Source organism: Methyloversatilis sp. XJ19-49 (assembly GCF_024580145.1).
Lineage (GTDB): Bacteria > Pseudomonadota > Gammaproteobacteria > Burkholderiales > Rhodocyclaceae > Methyloversatilis.
In genome coordinates this window covers 263,184-282,290 of record NZ_JANINI010000002.1, presented here as the reverse complement: position 1 = coordinate 282,290, position 19,107 = coordinate 263,184, and the positions used below count along the sequence as shown (strand labels likewise).

The 19,107-nt window shown below is 69.9% G+C and carries 21 protein-coding genes; all 21 read left to right on the top strand.

From position 1 onward, the window contains the following. Positions 1 to 4: 4 nt before the first annotated feature. The 21 genes from NMQ16_RS03960 (at position 5) to NMQ16_RS03860 (ending at position 19,105) form a co-directional block, all read left to right on the top strand. Positions 5 to 703, top strand: coding sequence for a HyaD/HybD family hydrogenase maturation endopeptidase (locus tag NMQ16_RS03960; RefSeq protein ID WP_257079192.1), 699 nt, complete (start codon positions 5 to 7; stop codon positions 701 to 703). A 2-nt stretch (positions 704 to 705) separates the two neighbouring features. Further along, a complete protein-coding gene (locus tag NMQ16_RS03955; RefSeq protein WP_257079191.1) occupies positions 706 to 1,071 on the top strand; it encodes a HypC/HybG/HupF family hydrogenase formation chaperone in 366 nt (121 codons plus the stop codon). Continuing rightward, the gene (locus NMQ16_RS03950) at positions 1,068 to 1,562 is read left to right on the top strand and encodes a hydrogenase (protein ID WP_257079190.1); all 495 of its coding nucleotides are present in this window, start codon (positions 1,068 to 1,070) and stop codon (positions 1,560 to 1,562) included. Before NMQ16_RS03955 ends, NMQ16_RS03950 begins: the two co-directional genes overlap by 4 nt. Before the next feature lie 14 nt (positions 1,563 to 1,576). Continuing rightward, complete coding sequence (locus NMQ16_RS03945) at positions 1,577 to 2,452, top strand: hydrogenase expression/formation protein (RefSeq protein ID WP_257079189.1); 876 nt, start codon at positions 1,577 to 1,579, stop codon at positions 2,450 to 2,452. Between the two features lie 2 nt (positions 2,453 to 2,454). Then, complete coding sequence (locus NMQ16_RS03940) at positions 2,455 to 2,676, top strand: rubredoxin (protein ID WP_020162830.1); 222 nt, start codon at positions 2,455 to 2,457, stop codon at positions 2,674 to 2,676. Positions 2,677 to 2,714: 38 nt separating this feature from the next. Further along, on the top strand, positions 2,715 to 3,221 hold the full coding sequence (gene hybE / locus NMQ16_RS03935; RefSeq protein ID WP_257079188.1) for a [NiFe]-hydrogenase assembly chaperone HybE: 507 nt from the start codon (positions 2,715 to 2,717) through the stop codon (positions 3,219 to 3,221). Then, positions 3,218 to 4,309, top strand: coding sequence for a hydrogenase formation protein (locus NMQ16_RS03930; RefSeq protein ID WP_257079187.1), 1,092 nt, complete (start codon positions 3,218 to 3,220; stop codon positions 4,307 to 4,309). Before hybE ends, NMQ16_RS03930 begins: the two co-directional genes overlap by 4 nt. After that, positions 4,302 to 4,646: a hydrogenase maturation nickel metallochaperone HypA gene (gene hypA, locus NMQ16_RS03925; RefSeq protein ID WP_257079186.1), complete on the top strand. Its 345-nt coding sequence runs from the start codon at positions 4,302 to 4,304 to the stop codon at positions 4,644 to 4,646. The genes NMQ16_RS03930 and hypA overlap by 8 nt, the downstream gene beginning before the upstream one ends. Positions 4,647 to 4,827: 181 nt before the next feature. Further along, positions 4,828 to 5,757: a hydrogenase nickel incorporation protein HypB gene (hypB, locus tag NMQ16_RS03920; RefSeq protein ID WP_373566747.1), complete on the top strand. Its 930-nt coding sequence runs from the start codon at positions 4,828 to 4,830 to the stop codon at positions 5,755 to 5,757. Beyond that, a complete protein-coding gene (locus NMQ16_RS03915) occupies positions 5,754 to 6,893 on the top strand; it encodes a carbamoyltransferase HypF (RefSeq protein WP_257079184.1) in 1,140 nt (379 codons plus the stop codon). Before hypB ends, NMQ16_RS03915 begins: the two co-directional genes overlap by 4 nt. After that, a complete protein-coding gene (locus NMQ16_RS03910; RefSeq protein ID WP_257079183.1) occupies positions 6,884 to 7,126 on the top strand; it encodes a HypC/HybG/HupF family hydrogenase formation chaperone in 243 nt (80 codons plus the stop codon). Before NMQ16_RS03915 ends, NMQ16_RS03910 begins: the two co-directional genes overlap by 10 nt. Then, the gene (hypD, locus tag NMQ16_RS03905; RefSeq protein ID WP_257079182.1) at positions 7,123 to 8,247 is read left to right on the top strand and encodes a hydrogenase formation protein HypD; all 1,125 of its coding nucleotides are present in this window, start codon (positions 7,123 to 7,125) and stop codon (positions 8,245 to 8,247) included. Before NMQ16_RS03910 ends, hypD begins: the two co-directional genes overlap by 4 nt. A 281-nt stretch (positions 8,248 to 8,528) precedes the next feature. Next, on the top strand, positions 8,529 to 9,605 hold the full coding sequence (gene hypE / locus NMQ16_RS03900; RefSeq protein ID WP_257079181.1) for a hydrogenase expression/formation protein HypE: 1,077 nt from the start codon (positions 8,529 to 8,531) through the stop codon (positions 9,603 to 9,605). Continuing rightward, a complete protein-coding gene (locus NMQ16_RS03895) occupies positions 9,605 to 11,347 on the top strand; it encodes an enoyl-CoA hydratase-related protein (protein ID WP_257079180.1) in 1,743 nt (580 codons plus the stop codon). The genes hypE and NMQ16_RS03895 overlap by 1 nt, the downstream gene beginning before the upstream one ends. Then, complete coding sequence (locus tag NMQ16_RS03890; RefSeq protein WP_257079179.1) at positions 11,344 to 12,792, top strand: sigma-54 dependent transcriptional regulator; 1,449 nt, start codon at positions 11,344 to 11,346, stop codon at positions 12,790 to 12,792. The genes NMQ16_RS03895 and NMQ16_RS03890 overlap by 4 nt, the downstream gene beginning before the upstream one ends. Further along, a complete protein-coding gene (locus NMQ16_RS03885) occupies positions 12,792 to 14,624 on the top strand; it encodes an NAD(P)H-dependent oxidoreductase subunit E (RefSeq protein ID WP_257079178.1) in 1,833 nt (610 codons plus the stop codon). The genes NMQ16_RS03890 and NMQ16_RS03885 overlap by 1 nt, the downstream gene beginning before the upstream one ends. Further along, entirely contained in the window at positions 14,621 to 15,313 is a 693-nt protein-coding gene (locus NMQ16_RS03880; RefSeq protein WP_257079177.1) for a 2Fe-2S iron-sulfur cluster-binding protein, read from the top strand. The genes NMQ16_RS03885 and NMQ16_RS03880 overlap by 4 nt, the downstream gene beginning before the upstream one ends. Beyond that, the gene (locus NMQ16_RS03875) at positions 15,310 to 15,858 is read left to right on the top strand and encodes an NADP oxidoreductase (RefSeq protein ID WP_257079176.1); all 549 of its coding nucleotides are present in this window, start codon (positions 15,310 to 15,312) and stop codon (positions 15,856 to 15,858) included. The genes NMQ16_RS03880 and NMQ16_RS03875 overlap by 4 nt, the downstream gene beginning before the upstream one ends. Positions 15,859 to 16,101: 243 nt before the next feature. Then, positions 16,102 to 17,622 carry a Ni/Fe hydrogenase subunit alpha gene (locus NMQ16_RS03870; RefSeq protein ID WP_257079175.1) on the top strand — a complete coding sequence of 507 codons (1,521 nt, stop codon included), beginning with the start codon at positions 16,102 to 16,104 and terminating at the stop codon, positions 17,620 to 17,622. After that, entirely contained in the window at positions 17,619 to 18,113 is a 495-nt protein-coding gene (locus NMQ16_RS03865; RefSeq protein WP_257079174.1) for a hydrogenase maturation protease, read from the top strand. The genes NMQ16_RS03870 and NMQ16_RS03865 overlap by 4 nt, the downstream gene beginning before the upstream one ends. Then, entirely contained in the window at positions 18,110 to 19,105 is a 996-nt protein-coding gene (locus tag NMQ16_RS03860; RefSeq protein ID WP_257079173.1) for a HupU protein, read from the top strand. Before NMQ16_RS03865 ends, NMQ16_RS03860 begins: the two co-directional genes overlap by 4 nt. The last annotated feature ends 2 nt before the right edge of the window (positions 19,106 to 19,107 follow it).

The window sequence follows — 19,107 nt, the reverse complement described above, 5'->3', positions numbered from 1 at the left end:
GACCGTGACCCCGAATCCGTCCGCAAGCAGCTGTCACCCACCCCGTGACAGCATCGTCGTGCTCGGCATCGGCAACGTGCTGTGGGCCGACGAAGGCTTCGGCGTGCGCTGCGTCGAAGCGCTGCAGCATCGCTTCGAATTCGATTTCGCACCGCAAGGGGGCCCCGACGTTCAGCTGATCGACGGCGGCACGCAAGGCCTGTACCTCGTGCAGCATGTGCAGGCAGCCGACTGCCTGCTCATCTTCGACGCCATCGACTACGGCCTCGAACCGGGCACGCTCAAGTGCATCGCCAACGACGACGTGCCGCGTTTCATGGGCGCCAAGAAGATGAGCCTGCACCAGACCGGCTTCCAGGAGGTGCTGATGCTGGCGCAGCTGACCGGGCGGTACCCGCGCGAAGTGCTGCTGATCGGCTGTCAGCCGGAAGAGCTGGAGGACTACGGCGGCAGCCTGCGACCGACGGTGCGCCGTGCGATGGACGACGCGCTGGCGCTTGGCCTGGAGGCGCTGCGCCGCTGGGGCGCCCGACCGGTGCCGCGCACCACGCCGCTGACCGTGCGCGAGTGCATCACCTTCGCCGAGCTCGAACTGGCGCGCTACGAGGATGAGCGTCCGCCGGAAGCGCTCGCCTGCCGCAGCGGCGACGCCCGCTTCTTTCCTGCCGCAGGTGCGGAGGACTCGACTGTGGGCACAGCCTGATCATGTGTCTGGGCATACCGATGCAGGTGATCGCCGTGGAGCCGGGTCACGCGCGCTGCGCGGGCCGGCTGGGCGAACGCCGCGTGCGCAGCGCGCTGGTCGGCGATTTGGCCGTCGGTGACTGGCTGCTGGTGTTCCTCGACAGTGCGCAGGAACGCATCACGGTCGAGCGCGCACGCGAAGTCGACGCCACGCTGGACCTGATCGAAGCCGTCATGCAGGGCGAGGGTGGTGACGGCGCTGCCGCCTTCGCGCTGCCGTCGGCGATGAGCAGCGAACAACTGCGGGCGCTGTCCGGCGCCCGCGCCGAAGTGCAGGACACCACACCGGAAAACTCGCAGCACACCACGCAGGGAGAAAGCGCATGAGCATCGAAACCGCATCATCCGAAACGGTCGTCACACTGCCGGTCGCCGCGCCGGCTCTCGTGTCGCCGCTGATCGAGCGGCTGGTCAGCACGCACGGCGCGACCTGGCTGACCGCCGACAACGTCGCCGACTGGGCCGGCGGCGGCGGCGACCGCGTCATCCTGCTGGCCGGCGACCCGGTGCGCTTCCCCGAGGCGCTGGATCTCGCCGTCGTGCTGCCGGAACTGCATCGGCACTTCGCGCAGCGCTTCGCCATCGGCGTCGCCACGCGCGAACACGAGGACGCGATCGCCAAGCGCTACGGCTCGATTCGCTGGCCGGCGCTGGTGTTCGTGCGCGACGGCCAGTACGTCACCGTGCTGTCCGGCATGCTCGACTGGCAGGTCTATGTCGAGCGCGTCGGCGAAGCGCTGGCGATGCCCGCGTCGCGCGCACCCACCATCGGCATTCCGGTGCGCAATGGCAGCGCATCCGATTCGTCCTGTCACTGAACGGAGTACGACACGTGAAAGAATTTCCCGCTTTCCCGATTCCGGTCGCCGTCATCGGCCCCGGCACCCAGGTTGAAGACGAAACGCTGCACTACCTCAACATGCCGCAGGGCATGGAAACCTTCCGCCCGCCCGTCCTGCCCGAGCCGGAAGAGCTGGTCGGCCACGAACAGGCGCATCTGGCGCTGCGCGATGTGCTCGCCTGCCTGGGCGAGACGCGCACCGACGGCCGCAACCGCAGCATCGACCTGACCCGCCTGCCGCCCGAGGACCTGAAGCTGATCAACCAGGTCATGGGCGAGGGCGAGGTCAGCGCGCAGGTACGCACCGACGGCGATGCCTGCCACCACGTGGCGGTGCAGGAATCGGTGTTCGCCGGCGTCTGGCGCGTCATTGTTAGCGACGGTGGCCGTGTCGTGTCCGACACGATGGAGGTGGGCGCCATTCCGCAGGTGCTGCGTACTTCGGCCACCGAAGACCTGTGGATCACCGCGCCGCGCTGGCAGGGCGCGCTGCCGCCCAATGTGCAGAACGCACCGGCGCTGCTGGCCGAGATCGGCGACCAGTGGCGCGGCTGGCAGCCGGGCAAGCCGGCGCACGTGGTGAACCTGACGCTGCTGCCGATGTCGGTCGAAGACATCGGCTTCATGGATCACCACCTCGGGACCGGCCGCGTGCTCATCCTGTCGCGCGGCTATGGCAACTGCCGCATCACCAATACGCGCGTGCCCAACACCTGGCGCGTCGTGTATTACAACTCGCAGGACGTGGTCATCCTGAACACGGTCGAAGTGTCCGCGCTGCCGGAAGTCGCTCTGGCGGCGAAGGAGGATCTGGAGGACTCGTTCGAGCGCCTGACCGAAGTGCTGGCCTGGGTGGAAGGCGACTGATCATGTCGGCCAATGTGCGCTTCGAAGGCAGCTATCTCGGCGACGCCGGCAAGTTGCCGGACAATGCGAAGCTCGAATGCAAGATCTGCTGGTGGGTGTATGACCCGCAGCAGGGCGACCCGGTGTGGCAGATCGCGCCGGGTACCGCATTCACCGACCTGCCGCCGCACTGGCGCTGCCCGCAGTGCGACGGCGATGCCGACCAGTTCATGGTGATCGACTGAGGTTGATCGCCTCACCTCACCGCACCTGAGCGACCGACATGACCACCGACCCGATGCTCGCCTACCGCATAAGCGCCCTCGAAGCGCTGTTCCGCCAGATCGCCAACACCCGCATGGCCGGGCTGCCGATCGTGAACGGGGCGCTGCGCATCGAGGCGGTGGGTTTCGAGCCCTGTACGTCCGAGCCGGACCTGCCGGCGGCGGCCAGCGGCGTGCTGGTGACGCCGTGGTTCATGAATCTGGTGCGCCTGCCGCTGGCCCGCGAGGACGAGCTCGGGCGCGTCGGCGTCACGCGCCGGCTGGCGGTCGGGCGCGAGCGCTTCGACTTCATCGGCGCGCACGAGGCCGCCATCGGCACCTTCGACGCCTGTTCGCTGTTTTCGCCGATGTTCGATTTCGCGTCGCAGGACACCGCCGTCGCCACCGCGCAGGCGGTGCTGGCGCGACTGCGCGAACCGCTGCCCGAGGTGGCGAACGACGCGGCGGAACAACCCGAACGACCGGCCCGCCGCGGCTTCCTGTTCGGCCGGAGCCGCGCGCCATGATGTCGCTCGACGCACTGGCCGGCGTGCTGCGCGTGCAACCGGGTGCTCGGCGCCCGGCCGCACTGAGCGGTCAGCGTCCGGACTGGGCGGCGCGCCTGGCTGTCGGTCGCCCGGCGCAATCGCTGCCCGATCTGCTCGGTGCCGTGTTCAGCCTGTGCAGCCACGCGCACCGGTTGTGCGCGGGCGCCGCGGTCGACGCAGCGCTGGGCGTCGATGCGCCGCGGCCGGACACTCTGCGCGGCGAAACACTGCGCGAACACCTGCGCCGCATCCTGCTCGACTGGCCGGCGCTGCTGACGGCCGGGCCATCGGCCGACGCACAGCGCGCGCTCGCCACCTGTCCGGTGCTGCGCGCCGGCGGGTGCGACGCCGCCTTCGCCGACAACATGCCGGACTGGATCGAGCGCCACCTCCTCGGCGTCGCGCCGGCGCCCTGGCTGGCCGCCTTCGAGCGTTCACCGCTGCAGGCCTTTGCCGACTGGCGCGATGCCGCACCGTCCTGGCTGGCCCGCCTGCTGCGCGACAACGCCGCGCTGGCCGATGCACCGGTCGCCGCGGCGCCTCTGCTGCACGTGCATGCCAGTGAAGCGGCGTTGCGCGCACTGGCCGCCGAGATGACGGCTGACCCGGCCTTCACCCGTCGCCCGCGCATCGATGGTGCCTGTGCCGAAACCGGCTGCTGGACGCGGCTGGCGGATTCCGTGCCGCCGCGTTCTGCGTCCGACCGTTACGCGTCGCGGCTGGCCGAACTGGTGCGCCTTGCCCTGCCCGGCGGCGAATGCCGTTTGCGCAGCGGCCGCATTGCACTGGCACCGGGCGAGGGGCTGGCCTGGGTGGAAATGGCGCGCGGCCTGCTGATGCATCACGTGCGGCTGGATGGTCGCAGCGACGACGCGCGCATCGATGCCTGTCACGTGCTGGCGCCGACCGAATGGAATTTCGATGCTGACGGCGCAGTGGCCGCCGCGATCGAGAAACTTGACCCCGCAGAACCCGACTGCGCGCGCCGTGTCGCGCTGCTGATGGCGGCGTACGACCCCTGCGTGCGCTACGAGGTGGCGGGTGTGCCGGAGGCGGCCCATGCATGAAGCCAGTCTGGCCGGCGGCATCCTGCAGCTGGTCGAACGTACTGCCGAGCGCGAGCGCTTCGCCCGCGTCACGCATCTGCGGCTGGAGGCGGGCCAGCTGGCCGGCGTCGAGTCGCGAGCACTGCGCTTCGCACTCGAAGCCATCGCGCCCGGCACCTTGCTCGACGGCGCACGGATCGACATCGACGAACCGCCGGGTCAGGCGTGGTGCATGGACTGCAGCCTCACTGTTGAGATCGCGCAGCGCGGCGACGCCTGCGCCCACTGCGGCGGCTACCGGCTGCAGCCGACCGGCGGCACCGAACTGAAGGTGATCGACATGCAGGTCGAGGATTGAGAAGCGGTTTTTTGTGGGAGCGAGCGTGCTCGCGATCGAGCGGTTGCGCAGCGCTGCAGGATTTTCGCGCCGTCGCGGGCACGCTCGCCAACACGGAAGTCGGGGCCCGGACCGGGCAAGGACCAAGGAGATCGATATGTGCGTTGTATGCGGATGTGCCGGAGACGGGAGCCAGGTGACGATGGAGGGGCACGGGCACGCCCATCCGCCCAGCCCTTATTCGCCGGCGGCGCGCCGGGTGAAGGCCGGTGCGCCGGCGATCCGTCTGGCGGAACCGACGCCGGCCGATGCGTCGCACATCGCGGTCGACCCATCCAGCGGCGACCTGCATTTCGGCGCCGGTGCGGCGAAGGTGTCGGTGCCCGGCATGAGCCAGGCGCGCGCCATCCGGCTCGAAACCGACATCCTCGGCGAGAACGACCGCGTGGCCGCGCAGAACCGCGCACTGTTCGCGGCGCACGGCGTGACCGCGCTGAATTTCGTGTCCAGCCCGGGCTCCGGCAAGACGACATTGCTGTGCGCCACCATCGAGGCGCTGAAGGCGCGCGCGCCGGGCTTTCCGGTGGCGGTGATCGAGGGCGATCAGCAGACTTCCTTCGATGCCGACCGCATCCGTGCCACCGGCGCGCCGGCGCTGCAGATCAACACCGGCAAGGGCTGCCACCTCGACGCGCCCATGGTGGCCGAAGCCTTCGCCCGCCTGCAGCGCGACGACCGTGGGCACGGTGACGGCCGCAGCCTGCTGTTCATCGAGAACGTCGGCAACCTCGTGTGCCCGGCGATGTGGGACCTGGGCGAGGCGGCCAAGGTGGCCATCCTGTCGGTCACCGAAGGCGAGGACAAGCCGCTGAAATACCCGGACATGTTCGCCGCCAGTACGCTCATGCTGGTGAACAAGATCGACCTGCTGCCGTATCTGAATTTCGACGTCGAACGCTGCATCGCCTTCGCGCGCCGCGTCAATCCAGACATCCAGGTGATACGCGTGTCGGCCACCACCGGCGAAGGCATGGGCGACTGGCTGGCGTGGATGGAGTCACGGCTGTCATGCGACGCGGTGGCCGGGCTGCGGGCCGGTCTGGACGACATCGTGCGGAGCGTCGCCTCATGAGCCAGACAACGCCCACCGTGCTGGCGGCCGGCGCCTGGCTGAAGAACGCCGCCTGCCTGTTCGAGGACGGCCGCGCAATGTGGTCGCCGCTGCACGGCGACCTCGGCGACCCGCAGGCCTGTGTGGCGCTCGGCCGTTCGCTGGACACCCTGCTCGCGCAGGCGACCTCGCCGGTCGCAGCGATCGCACATGATCTGCATCCGGACTTCTTCAGCACGCAGCGGGCGGTTGCGCTGGCCGACCGGCTCGGCGTGCCGGCCATCGGCGTGCAGCACCACCACGCGCACATCGCCGCGGTGATGGCGGAACATGGACTGACCGAACCGGTGATCGGGCTGGCGCTCGACGGCGTCGGCCTCGGCACCGACGGCCTCGCCTGGGGCGGCGAACTGCTGTGGGTCGCCCCCGGCGACTGGCGCCGGCTCGGCCACCTCTGGCCGCTGCGACTGGCCGGCGGCGACGTGGCCGCGCGTGAGCCCTGGCGCATGTCGGCCGCTGCGATGCAGACGCTGGGCCGTGGCGCCGACATCGAAGCGCGCTACAGCTCAAAAGTCGGCGCGCAGGCCGCCCGCACCGTCGCCCGCATGCTCGATACCGGCCTGAACAGCCCGCCCACCACCAGCACCGGCCGCTGGTTCGACGCCGCCGCGGGCGCCCTCGGCGTCAGCGTGCGCCAGTCGCACGAGGCCGAAGCCGCCATCGCGCTCGAAGCGGCCGCGCAGCGCTGGTTTGCCGTTCACGGCGAGCCGACGCTGGACAGCGTCGTCGAGGTCGCGGGCGACAGCATGCTGGACCTTCGCCCGCTGCTTGCCCGCCTGCTCGACTGGCCGGACGGCAGGGCCGACGAAGCCGCGGCCTGGTTCCACGTGGCGCTGGCCGACGGCCTCGCGCAGTGGGCGATCGCCGCCGCGCAGGCCACCCAGGTCGACACCGTCTGCCTCGGCGGCGGCTGTTTCATGAACGCGCTGCTGACCCGCCGCGTCACGCTGCGGCTGCAGCGCCGCAGCCTGCGCGTGCTGCGACCGCAGGCCACCTCCTGTGGCGATGCCGGTCTGGCCCTGGGCCAGGCCTGGGCGGTCGCACAGCAGATCCACCTCGCACCCGGCGTGCTCACGGAGTCCCTGTCATGTGCCTAGCCATTCCCGCCCGCCTGGTCGAACTGCGCGAGGACGAACGCGCCGTGGTGAACCTCGGCGGCATCCGCAAGGACGTGTCGATCGAACTGGTGCCCGAGGCGCAGGTCGGCGACTACGTCATCGTCCATGTCGGTCACGCCATTGGCATGATCGACCCGGAAGAGGCCGAGCGCACGCTGGCGCTGTTCGGCGAAATGGCCGAAGCGGCCGCCGCAGACGGAGCATCCGCATGAAATACATCGACGAATTCCGCGACGGCGACGTCGCCCGCAAGATCGGCGAGCGCCTGCGGGCCGAAGCGGATCCGGCCCGCCAGTACAGCTTCATGGAGTTCTGCGGCGGCCATACGCACGCCATTTCACGCTACGGCGTGCGCGAACTGCTGCCGCCGAACGTGCGCATGATCCACGGCCCGGGCTGCCCGGTGTGCGTGCTGCCGATCGGCCGCGTCGACATGGCGATCGGCCTGGCGCTCGAACGCGGCGCCATCGTATGCACCTACGGCGACACGATGCGCGTGCCGGCCTCCGACAACCTGTCGCTGACGAAGGCCAAGGCGCGCGGCGGCGACATCCGCATGGTGTATTCGGCCACCGACGCGCTCACCGTCGCGCGCGACAACCCGGGGCGCGAAGTGGTGTTCTTCGCCATCGGCTTCGAAACGACGACGCCGCCGACCGCGCTGGCCATCCTGCGCGCGCAGCGCGAGGAGCTGGAGAATTTCAGCGTGCTGTGCTGCCACGTGCTGACGCCGTCGGCCATCACTCACATTCTCGAATCGCCCGAGGTGCGCCGCTACGGCACGGTGCCGATCGACGGCTTCGTCGGCCCGGCGCACGTGAGCATCGTCATCGGTTCGGGCCCGTACGAGCACTTCGCCGAGGAATACCGCAAGCCGGTGGTGATCGCCGGCTTCGAACCGCTGGACGTGATGCAGGCCATCCTGATGCTGGTGCGGCAGGTGAACGAAGGCCGGGCGCACGTCGAGAACGAGTTCTCGCGCGCGGTCGACCGCGACGGCAACCTCGGCGCGCAGCAGAAGGTGTCCGAGGTGTTCGAGCTGCGGCCGACCTTCGAATGGCGCGGTCTGGGCGAAGTGCCGTACAGCGCGCTGAAGATCCGCCCGGCGTTCGCGCAGTTCGACGCCGAGCGCCGCTTCGGCCTCGGCTACACGCCGGTCGCCGACAACAAGGCCTGCGAGTGCGGCGCCATCCTGCGCGGCGTCAAGCAGCCGACCGACTGCAGGATATTCGGCACCGTGTGCACGCCGGAGAATCCGGTGGGCTCGTGCATGGTGTCGAGCGAGGGCGCCTGTGCCGCGCATTACGCGTATGGCCGGTTTAGGAGTGTCTGAATGAATCGATCACACAAGCGGCTATGGCCAAGCCTTCGCGTGCAAGGCGCACCGACGCGTGCTGACTGGCTGTCAGCAAAGGAGGTGCAACGCGGCACGGGGAGGCTTGGCCGACGCCCCGAAGGGTTGCCGGCGTGCACCCCGCAGCCTGCGTTGCACGCCTCGTCGAGACGGCCAGTCTCGACTTCGTTGCGCGCCTTGGCTGCGGGGTGCGCGTCGGCAACGCTTGTGCGATCGATTCATTCAGACACTCCTTGGGACATTCCCGTCAAGGTGAGCGCATGAACGCGAGAGACGACAGCAAGGGCGGCACGGTGCGCGCCGGTTACGTCCGGCCGCTGGACATCCGGCACGGTCGCATCGACATGGGCCATGGCGCCGGTGGCCGCGCCGCCGCGCAGCTGATCGACGAAATCTTCCTCGCCGCCTTCGACAACCCGTGGCTGCGTCAGGGCAACGACGGCGCCGCGTTCGCCCTCCCGGCCGGCCAGCGCATGGTGATGGCGACCGACGCGCATGTGATCTCGCCGCTGTTCTTCCCCGGCGGCGACATCGGCGCACTGAGCGTGCACGGCACGGTGAACGACGTGGCGATGATGGGCGCGACGCCGCTCTACCTGGCGGCCAGCTTCATCCTCGAAGAAGGCTTTCCGCTGGCCGATCTGAAGCGCATCGTGCAGTCGATGGCGGCGGCGGCGCGCGAAGCTGGCGTGCCGGTCATCACCGGCGACACCAAGGTGGTCGAACAGGGCAAGGGCGACGGCGTGTTCATCAGCACCACCGGTGTCGGCGTGGTGCCGCACGGCATCGACGTGTCGGGCGCGAACGCGCGGCCGGGCGACGTCATCCTGCTGTCCGGCACCGTGGGCGACCACGGCGTGGCCGTGCTGTCGCAGCGCGAATCGCTCGAATTCGAAACGACCATCGTGTCGGACACCGCAGCGCTGCACACGCTGGTCGCCGCCATGCTGGCCGCGTCGCCGGCCATCCGCGTGCTGCGCGACCCGACGCGCGGCGGCCTGGCCACCACGCTGAACGAAATCGCCGGCCAGTCGGGCGTCGGCATCCTGCTCGACGAGGCGGCGATACCGGTCAAACCGGAAGTCGATGCCGCATGCGAACTGCTCGGGCTCGACCCGCTGTATGTCGCCAACGAAGGCAAGCTGGTCGCCATCGTCCCGCCCGAGAACGCCGACACGGTGCTGGCGGCCATGCGCGCGCATCCGCACGGTGCGGACGCCGCGCGCATCGGCGTCGTGCAGGAAGACGCGCACCACTTCGTGCAGATGAACACCCGCTTCGGTGGCCGGCGCGTGGTCGACTGGCTGAGCGGAGAGCAGTTGCCGCGCATCTGCTGATGCCGGCGCTGCGCATCCTGCTGCTGTGCCACAGCTTCAACAGCCTGAGCCAGCGTCTGTACGCCGAACTGACGGCGCTTGGTCATGTGCTGTCGGTGGAACTGGACATCGCCGACGCGGTGACCGAAGAGGCGGTTGCGCTGTTCCAGCCGGACCTCGTGCTGGCGCCTTTCCTGAAGCGGCGCATCCCGGAGCCGGTGTGGCGCGCCGTTCCGTGCTTCGTCGTGCACCCGGGTCCGCCGGGCGACCGCGGCCCGGCGGCACTCGACTGGGCGATTCTGGAAGGCCGGCGCGAATGGGGCGTCACCGTGCTGCAGGCGGATGGCGATTTCGACGCCGGTCCGGTCTGGGCGGCCGCGACCTTCCCGCTGCGTGCGGCGTCCAAGGGCGACATCTACCGGCGCGAGGTGACCGAGGCGGCGGTCGCGGCGACTTTGCAGGCGCTCGCCCGCTTCACCGCCTGCGACACGCCGCAGAAAAGCGTGCCCGCCGCCGACGGCTGGCGCGGCGTGCTGCCGCAGGCGCGCCGCGCGATCGACTGGTCGCGCGACGACAGCGCCACCGTGCTGGCGAAGATCCGTGCGTCCGACGGCCAGCCGGGCGTGGCCGACGCGCTGTTCGGCCGGCCCTGCCGGCTGTTCGACGCACACCCGGCGAGCGCGCAGGCGCTGGCCGGTTTCGGTGGGGCACCGGGCGATGTGCTGGCGCAGCGCGACGGTGCGCTTTTGCGCCGTACCGTGGATGGCGGTGTCTGGATAGGCCGCGTGTCGGTCGCGCTCGGCGACGCCGCGTCGCCGATCAAGCTGCCGGCGACGCAGGCCTTTGCGGCGGAGGCCGCGACGCTGCCCGAACGTGCCGTGCCGCTCACGCGGGCGGCCGATGAGTGGGGCGAGCTGCGCTACACCGAGCACGGCGAGCGCGGCGCCCGCGTCGGCGTGCTGAGTTTCGACTTCTGCAACGGCGCGATGTCCACCGTGCAGTGTCTGCGCCTGCGTGACGCGCTGGCCGAGGTGAAGCGGCGCGACACGCAGCTGCTGCTGATCGCTGGCGGCGACGGCTTCTTCAGCAATGGCATCGACCTCAACGGCATCGAGGCGGCGGCGCACCGCGACGGCGACAGCGCGGCCGACGAATCGTGGCGCAACATCAACGCGATGAACGACGTCGCGCTGGACATCATCACCACCACCGACCGCCTCACCGTGTCGCTGCTGCGCGGCAACGCCGGTGCCGGCGGCGCCTTCCTCGCGCTGGCGGCCGACGAGGTGTGGGCGCAGCGCGGCGTCATGCTGAACCCGCACTACAGGAACATGGGCAATCTGTACGGATCGGAATACTGGACCTATCTGGCGCCGCGCCGGCTCGGCGCCGACGCTGCGCACGTGCTGATGCAGCGCCGGCTGCCGCTGTCGGCGCCCGAGGCGCTGCGCATCGGCTTCATCGACCGCAGTCTCGACGTGCCGGCCCGCGACGCGCTCGATGCGGCGGTGCGGGACGCTCGCCTGCTGGCTGCGTCGTACAATCTGCGCGATCGCGTGATGCGCAAACAGATCGAGCGTGCGGCCCACGAAGCCGACCGTCCACTCGCCGATTACCGCCAGGAAGAACTGTCCCGCATGCACCGCAACTTCTACGGCTTCGACCCCAGCTTCCACATCGCACGCCACCACTTCGTGCACAAGCTGCCGCATGCCTGGACGCCGCGCCATCTGGCAATGCACCGCGAGGCCGGCGCACGATGAACGCCACGCTGCGCCTGCCCACCGTGCTGGTGGTCGACGACGAAGTGCGCTCGCAGGACGCGATGCGCCGCACGCTGGAGGAGGACTTCTCCGTGCTGACCGCAAGCGGTGCCGACGACGCGCGCCAGCTGCTGGAGCGGCACGAGGTGAACGTCATCCTGTGCGACCAGCGCATGCCGGGGCTGACCGGCGTGCTGTTCCTGAAAGAGGTGCGCGAGCACTGGCCCGACGTCGTGCGCATCGTCATTTCCGGCTACACCGATTCGGAAGACATCATCGCCGGCATCAACGACGCCGGCATCTACCAGTACATCCTGAAGCCCTGGGTGCCCGACCACCTTCTGGCCACCGTGCGCAACGCCGCTGAAGCGCAGACGCTGCAGCAGGAAACCGCCCGCCTCGACCTCGAACTGCGCACCGCCACGCCGGTGCTGCGTCAGCGTGCCGCGCACAGGCTGGAGCGCGCGCGCAAGACCTTCGGCTTCGACCGCATCGAGCGCGCGCCCGGCAGCCCGCTCGATGCAGTGTGCGAAATGGCGGCGCGCGTCGCGCGCTACGACCTGTCGGTTCTGGTGCTCGGCGAATCCGGCACCGGCAAGGAACTGCTGGCGCGCGCCATCCACTACGCCAGCCCGCGCGCCGGCGGCGCCTTCGTCGTCGAGAACTGCGCGGCGATACCGGAAACCCTGCTCGAATCGGAACTGTTCGGCCACAAGCGCGGCGCCTTCACCGGTGCCTACGAAGACCATATCGGGCTGTTCCAGCGCGCCGACGGCGGCACCGTATTCCTCGACGAGATCGGCGAAACATCGCCCGCCTTCCAGGTGCGCCTGCTGCGCGTGCTGCAGGAAGGCGAGGTGCGTCCGGTCGGCGGCACACGCGCGCTGCCGGTGGACGTGCGCGTCATCGCCGCCACCCACCGCGAGCTCGAACAGCGGGTGCGCGAAGGGCTGTTCCGCGAGGATCTGTATTACCGCATCGCCGGCGCCACCTTCACCGTGCCACCGCTGCGCGAGCGGGTCGGCGACATCGAGCCGATCGCTCGCCGCGTAATCGATGAGGTGGGCATCGAACTGGGGCGCCCCGGCGCCTCGCTGAGCGATGAGGCGATGGCCTGTCTGATGGGCTACCCGTGGCCCGGCAACATCCGCGAACTGCGCAACGAACTGGCGCGCGCGCTCGCGTTGAGCGACAGCGAACGCATCGAGGCGCAGTCGCTGTCGCTGCGCGTGCTGCATGGTCAGGCCGGCCTGACCGCCACGGCCAGCGCCACCCCGCTGCCGGCCAGCGGCACGCTGGCCGAGCGGCTGGATGCCATCGAAGCCATGGTGTTGCGCGAAACCCTGCTGCGCCACCGCTGGAACAAGACGCGCGCCGCCAAGGAACTGGGCCTGTCGCGCGTCGGTCTGCGTGGAAAGATGGTGCGCTTCGGGCTGGAGGGTTGATGGGCGACGCTGCGGACATCGCGAGCGAGGCGGCGCGGGCGGCCGCCGACGCGGTGCTCGACCGCTGGCAGCGTGATCCGCTCGCGCTGGTGCAGGTGCTGCGCGAAACGCAGGCCGTCACGCACTGGCTGCCGCGCCCGCTGCTTGCCCACATCGCCGCCGCGCTCGGCCTCACGCTGGCCCAGGTCGAAGGCGTGGCCGGCTTCTACCGTTTCTTCCACACCCGCCCGGTCGGCCGCACGCGGATTCTGTTTTCCGACAACATCACCGACCGCATGCTGGGCAGCGAAGCGCTGCTGGCGCAACTTTGCGCACGCCTCGGCGTGGCGCCTGGCGAAATCGAGGCGCAGGGCCGTTTCAGCGTCGACCGCTGTTCCTGTACCGGGCTGTGCGACCAGGGGCCGGCGCTGCTGGTGAATCACCATCAGGTGATTACCCGGCTCAACGCGGCACGCGTCGATGCGCTGGCCGATCTGCTGCTGGCCGGCACGCCGGTCGAGCAGTGGCCGGCGGCGTGGTTCGACGTGATCGACGGCGTGCAGCGCGCCGACGTGCTGCTGAGCGGTCTGGCCGCCGATGCGCCGACGTTGCCGGTGGTGCTCGCGCAGCCGCCGCAGGCCTTGCTCGACGCAGTGGCGCAGTCCGGCCTGCGCGGACGCGGCGGCGCAGGCTTCCCGACCGCACGCAAATGGCAGGCCTGTCGCGACGCGCCGGGTCCGCTGCGCTGCGTCGTCTGCAACGCCGACGAGGGCGAGCCTGGCACCTTCAAGGACCGCGTGCTGCTGGCGAGTCATGCCGATGCCGTGTTCGATGGCATGACGGCGGCGGCGCGTGCGGTCGGCGCGCAGCAGGGCTTTCTGTACCTGCGTGGCGAATACCGCTACCTGCTACCGCAGCTCGAAGAAGTGCTCGTGCGTCGCCGCGCCCAAGGCCTGCTCGGCCGTGACGCGTGCGGCGTCGTTGGTTTCGACTTCGATATCGCCATCCACCTGGGTGCCGGCGCCTATGTCTGCGGCGAGGAATCGGCGCTGATCGAATCGCTGGAAGGCAAGCGCGGCACGCCACGCATCCGTCCGCCCTTCCCGGTGCAGGCCGGTTATCTCGGCCGGCCGACCGTGGTGAACAACGTCGAAACCTTCTGCGCGGTCGCCCATATCGCGCGCCGCGGTGGCGCCTGGTGGGCCGGCATCGGTACCGCGCAATCAACCGGTACGAAAATCCATTCGGTGTCCGGCGACTGCGCGCGGCCCGGTCTGTACGAATATCCGCTGGGCACACCCATTGCGCAGATCCTCGACGACTGCGGCGCCCGCGACGTGCAGGCAGTGCAGGTCGGCGGGCCGTCCGGCGCCTGTGTGCCGGCGTCCGAATTCAACCGCGCCATCGCCTTCGAGGACGTGCCGAGCGCCGGCGCCTTCATGGTGTTCGACCGCTCGCGCGATCTGTTTGAAGTGGCGCGCCACTTCGCCCGCTTCTTCGCGCACGAAAGCTGCGGCCTGTGCACGCCCTGCCGGGTCGGCACCGAACTGGTGGTGCGGCGGCTGGACAAGCTGGCGCACGCGCGCGGCGCAGGCAGCGCGTCGGCCTTCGACATCGAACGCCTGCACGATCTCGATACGGTGCTGCACAGCGGCACCCACTGCGGCCTCGGTGCGTCGGCCTGCAATCCGCTGCGCGACACGCTGCGGCATTTCGGCGAAGCATATGCGCAGCGCGCGACCGCGCCCCAGTTTCAGCCCGACATCGACCTCGACGCCGAACTGTCGTCGGCGCGCCGCGCCACCGGCCGCAGCGACGCGGGCGCGCATCTGCATACGGACACGCAGGCATGAGCGCTGTCGATCCGACCTTCGACCTTGACGGCCAGCCGATCGCGCTGCAGCCGGGCGACACGATACTGACCGCCGCGGCGCGCGCCGGTCACGAGGTGCCGCACCTGTGCTGGAGTGCAGAGGTGTCGGCCAGCGCGTCGTGCCGGCTGTGCACGGTGCTGGCAGACGGCCGCCCGGTGGCCGCCTGCGTGACGCCGGCGGTGGCCGGCCAGAAGGTGGAATGCCGGACCGCGTTGCTGGCCACGCAGCGGCTGCGCCTGCTGCAGATGCTGTTCGTCGAGGGCAATCACTTCTGCCCCGGCTGCGAAAAGAGCGGCCACTGCCTGCTGCAGGTACAGGCCGAGCGCGCCGGCATGACCGACCTGAATTTCGAGGTGCTGAACCCGGAGCGGCCGGTCGATGCCAGTCACCCGGACGTGCTGTTCGAACCCAACCGCTGCATCCTGTGCCAGCTGTGCGTGCGCGCCAGCGAGGAGATCGACGGCAAGCGGGTGTTCGCCATCGGCGGCCACGGCATCGCCACCCGGCTGGTGATCGACAGCGCCAGCGGCCGACTCGGCGACAGCGCGCTGTCGGTGGACGACCGCGCCGCCCACATCTGCCCGGTCGGCGCGCTGCTGCCCAAGCGGGTCGGCTTCGCGGTGCCGATCGGCCGGCGCCGCTTCGACACCGGGGACACGCGCGGATGAACGCGCCGCCCATCCCCGAAGCGCCGCGCAAGCTGCGTGTCGCCACCGTGTCGCTGGCCGGTTGTTTCGGCTGCCACATGTCGCTGCTCGACATCGATGAGCGGCTGTTCGAACTGATCGAGCGGGTCGAGTTCGACCGCTCGCCGCTGACCGACATCAAGACCGTGGGTGAGCGTGGTCAATGCGACATCGGCCTGGTCGAAGGCGGCCTGTGCAATGCCGAGAACGTCGAAGTGCTGCGCGCCTTCCGCGCGCACTGCACCGTGCTGGTGGCGGTCGGCGCCTGCGCCATCACCGGCGGCCTGCCGGCGTTGCGCAATCACCTGGACGTCGGCGACATCCTGCAGTCGGTGTACGGCGAGGTGCCGGATGACCCGGAGCTGCCGCTGCCGCTGAACCGCGTCCTGCCGATACACGAGGTGGTGCATATCGACCACGCGCTGCCCGGCTGCCCGCCGCCGGCCGACGCCTTCTGGCAACTGCTGCAGGACCTGATCGCCGGGCGCACGCCGGTGCCGGCACCCGGACTGATCCGCTATGACTGAATAATCCTGAAAACCTCAGTTGACCGCTTGCCATGAAACCAGAAGCCCTGCCCATCAACGTTGTTAGGTGCTTTGCACCATCCATCCTCCGGGTGAGACCGCTTCGACGTCGCGTGGACGGCCGGCAGGGCGCCCGGCTGCGTTGCTCGTCCTTGCAGGGAGCCATCCTGCCGCGTCCTCGCGCCTTGCCGTACACCCTGCCGACCATCCCCACGACGCCGATCAACTGACGTTTTCAGGATCATGAACACGCGCCCGCTCGAAACCGCCGACAACCCCGCAGGCCTGCGCCGCATCGCGATCGACCCGCTGTCGCGCGTCGAAGGCCACGGCAAGGTGACGCTGCTGCTCGACGACGACAACCGCGTGCGTCAGGCGCGGCTGCACATCGTTGAATTCCGCGGCTTCGAAAAATTCATCGAAGGCCGTCCGTACTGGGAAGTGCCGGTCATGGTGCAGCGGCTGTGCGGCATCTGCCCGGTGTCGCACCATCTGGCAGCGTCCAAGGCGCTCGACCGCGTGGCGGGCGGCTGGCCGGTGCCGCCGGCGGCCGAGCACATCCGCCGGCTCATGCACTACGGCCAGATCGTGCAGAGCCACGCGCTGCACTTCTTCCACCTCGCCTCGCCCGACCTGCTGTTCGGCTTCGACGCGGGCGTCGACCAGCGCAACATCGTCGGCGTGGCCGCGGCCTTTCCGGACGCCGCGCGTCAGGGCATCCTGCTGCGCAAGTTCGGGCAGGAGGTGATCCGCATCACCTCGGGCAAGCGGATTCACGGCACCGGCTCGATACCCGGCGGCATGAACCGCGCGGTCGATCCGGCCGAGCGCGACGCGCTGCGCGCCGAACTGCCACAGGTGCTGGCCTGGGCGCAGGACGCGGTGACGCTGGCCCGCCGGCTGCACGAGAATCTGCCGACCCGCTACGCCGACTTCGCCGACACCCCTGCTGCCATGATGTCGCTGGTCGGCCACGACGGCGCGATGGAGCTGTACGACGGCGTGCTGCGGCTGCGCGAGTCCGACGGGCGCATCGCGGTCGACGGCTTCGACGACCAGCGCTACCGCGAGCTGATCGACGAGGCGGTGCGGCCGTGGACCTATATGAAATTCCCCTACCGCCGCAGCCTGGGTGTCGACGACGGCTGGTACCGCGTCGGTCCGCTGGCGCGCGTGCAGAACTGCGACTTCATCCCGACGCCGAATGCCGAAGCGGCGCGTCAGGCCTTCGTCGCCGCGCACGGCGGGCGGCCGGTGCACGCCGTGCTGGCCACCCACTGGGCGCGCATGGTCGAACTGCTGCACGGCGTCGAAACCGTGGCGGCGCTGCTCGACGATCCGCTCATCACCGGCGGTCCGCTGCAGGCGGAAGGGCCGCGCCAGCGCTCCGGCATCGGCATCATCGAGGCGCCGCGCGGCACGCTGATCCACGAGTACGAAGTCGGCGACGACGATCTGGTCACGCGCTGCAACCTCATCGTGTCGACCACGCACAACAACCAGGCGATGAACGAGGCGGTGCGCACGGTGGCGCTGCGCTACCTCGATGGCGAAACGATTACCGAAGGCCTGCTCAACCACATCGAGGTGGCCATCCGCGCTTACGATCCCTGCCTGTCCTGCGCCACGCACGCGCTTGGCCAGATGCCGCTGGCGGTGAGCCTGCGCGCAGCCGACGGCCGCGTGCTCGACCACGTGCTGCGCAGTTCGACCGGCGAATTGTTGCGCGACGGCCAGGCGCACGACGCCGAGGCGGCGCAATGACGGCGCCGCTGCTGGTGCTGGGCTGGGGCAATCCGAGCCGCGGCGACGACGCGCTCGGCCCGATGCTGGTCGATGCGCTGGCGGCGTATGCCGGACGCGCCCTGCCCGCCGGCAGCGTGGACTGCCTCAACGACTACCAGCTGCAGATCGAGCACGCGCTCGACCTGGTCGGCCGCGACCGCGTGCTGTTCGTCGACGCCGCGCGCGGTCTGGATGCCGCCTATGAGGTGCGCAGCGTGCAGCCGCAGCGCGAGCGCCGGATCACCAGCCACGCGCTGTCGCCGGAAGCGCTGCTGCAGGTGTTCGTCGACCTGCAGCGCCGCCCACCGCCGGTGTGTGATGTACTGGCCATCCGTGGCCGCCGCTGGGAACTGGGCGAGCAGCCGGATGCGCAGGCCGCGGCCGATCTCGAACAGGCGCTCGCCCGGGCGCGCCGCTGGCTGCACGACACCGTCACCGGCGGCGCGCACACCGAAGGAGTGAATGCATGAACGTGCTCTGGTTGCAGTCCGGCGGTTGCGGCGGCTGCAGCATGTCGCTGTTGTGCGCCGATACCGACGATTTCCACGGTCAGCTGCGCGATGCAGGCATCGATCTGCTGTGGCATCCATCGCTGTCGCTGGACAGCGGCAACGAAGTGACCGCGCTGCTCGGCCGCATCCTTGATGGCGATCTGCCGCTGGATGCGCTGTGCGTTGAAGGGTCGCTGCTGCGCGGGCCGAACGGCACCGGCCGCTTCCATGTCATGGCCGGCACCGGCGTGCCGATGGTCGAATGGGTGCGCAAGCTCGCCGCAAAGGCGCGCCATGTGATCGCCATCGGCAGCTGCGCCGCCTGGGGCGGCATCACCGCGGGTGGCGACAACCCGACCGACGCCTGCGGCCTGCAGTACGAGGACGACGTGCGCGGCGGCCTGCTCGGTGCCGGTTTCCGCGCACACGGCGGCCTGCCGGTGATCAATATCGCCGGCTGCCCGACCCATCCGAGCTGGGTGCTGGACACGCTGATGGCGCTGGCCGCCGACAGCTTCGCGGAAGACGACCTCGACACGCTGGGCCGGCCGCGCTTCTACGCCGACCAGCTGGTGCACCACGGCTGCACGCGCAACGAGTACTACGAATTCAAGGCCAGCGCGGAAAAGCCCTCGGACCTCGGCTGCATGATGGAAAACATGGGCTGCAAGGGCACGCAGGCGCACGCCGACTGCAACACCCGGCCGTGGAACGGCGAGGGCTCGTGCACGCGCGGCGGCTACGCCTGCATCAGCTGCACCGAACCCGGCTTCCAGGAACCCGGCCACCCCTTCCACGCCACGCCGAAGATCGCCGGCATCCCGATCGGCCTGCCGACCGACATGCCCAAGGCCTGGTTCGTCGCGCTCGCCTCTCTATCCAAATCGGCCACGCCGAAGCGGGTGAAGGTGAACGCCGTGTCGGACCATGTCGTCGTGCCGCCGGTGGCCCGGCGGACGCGGCTGAAATGATG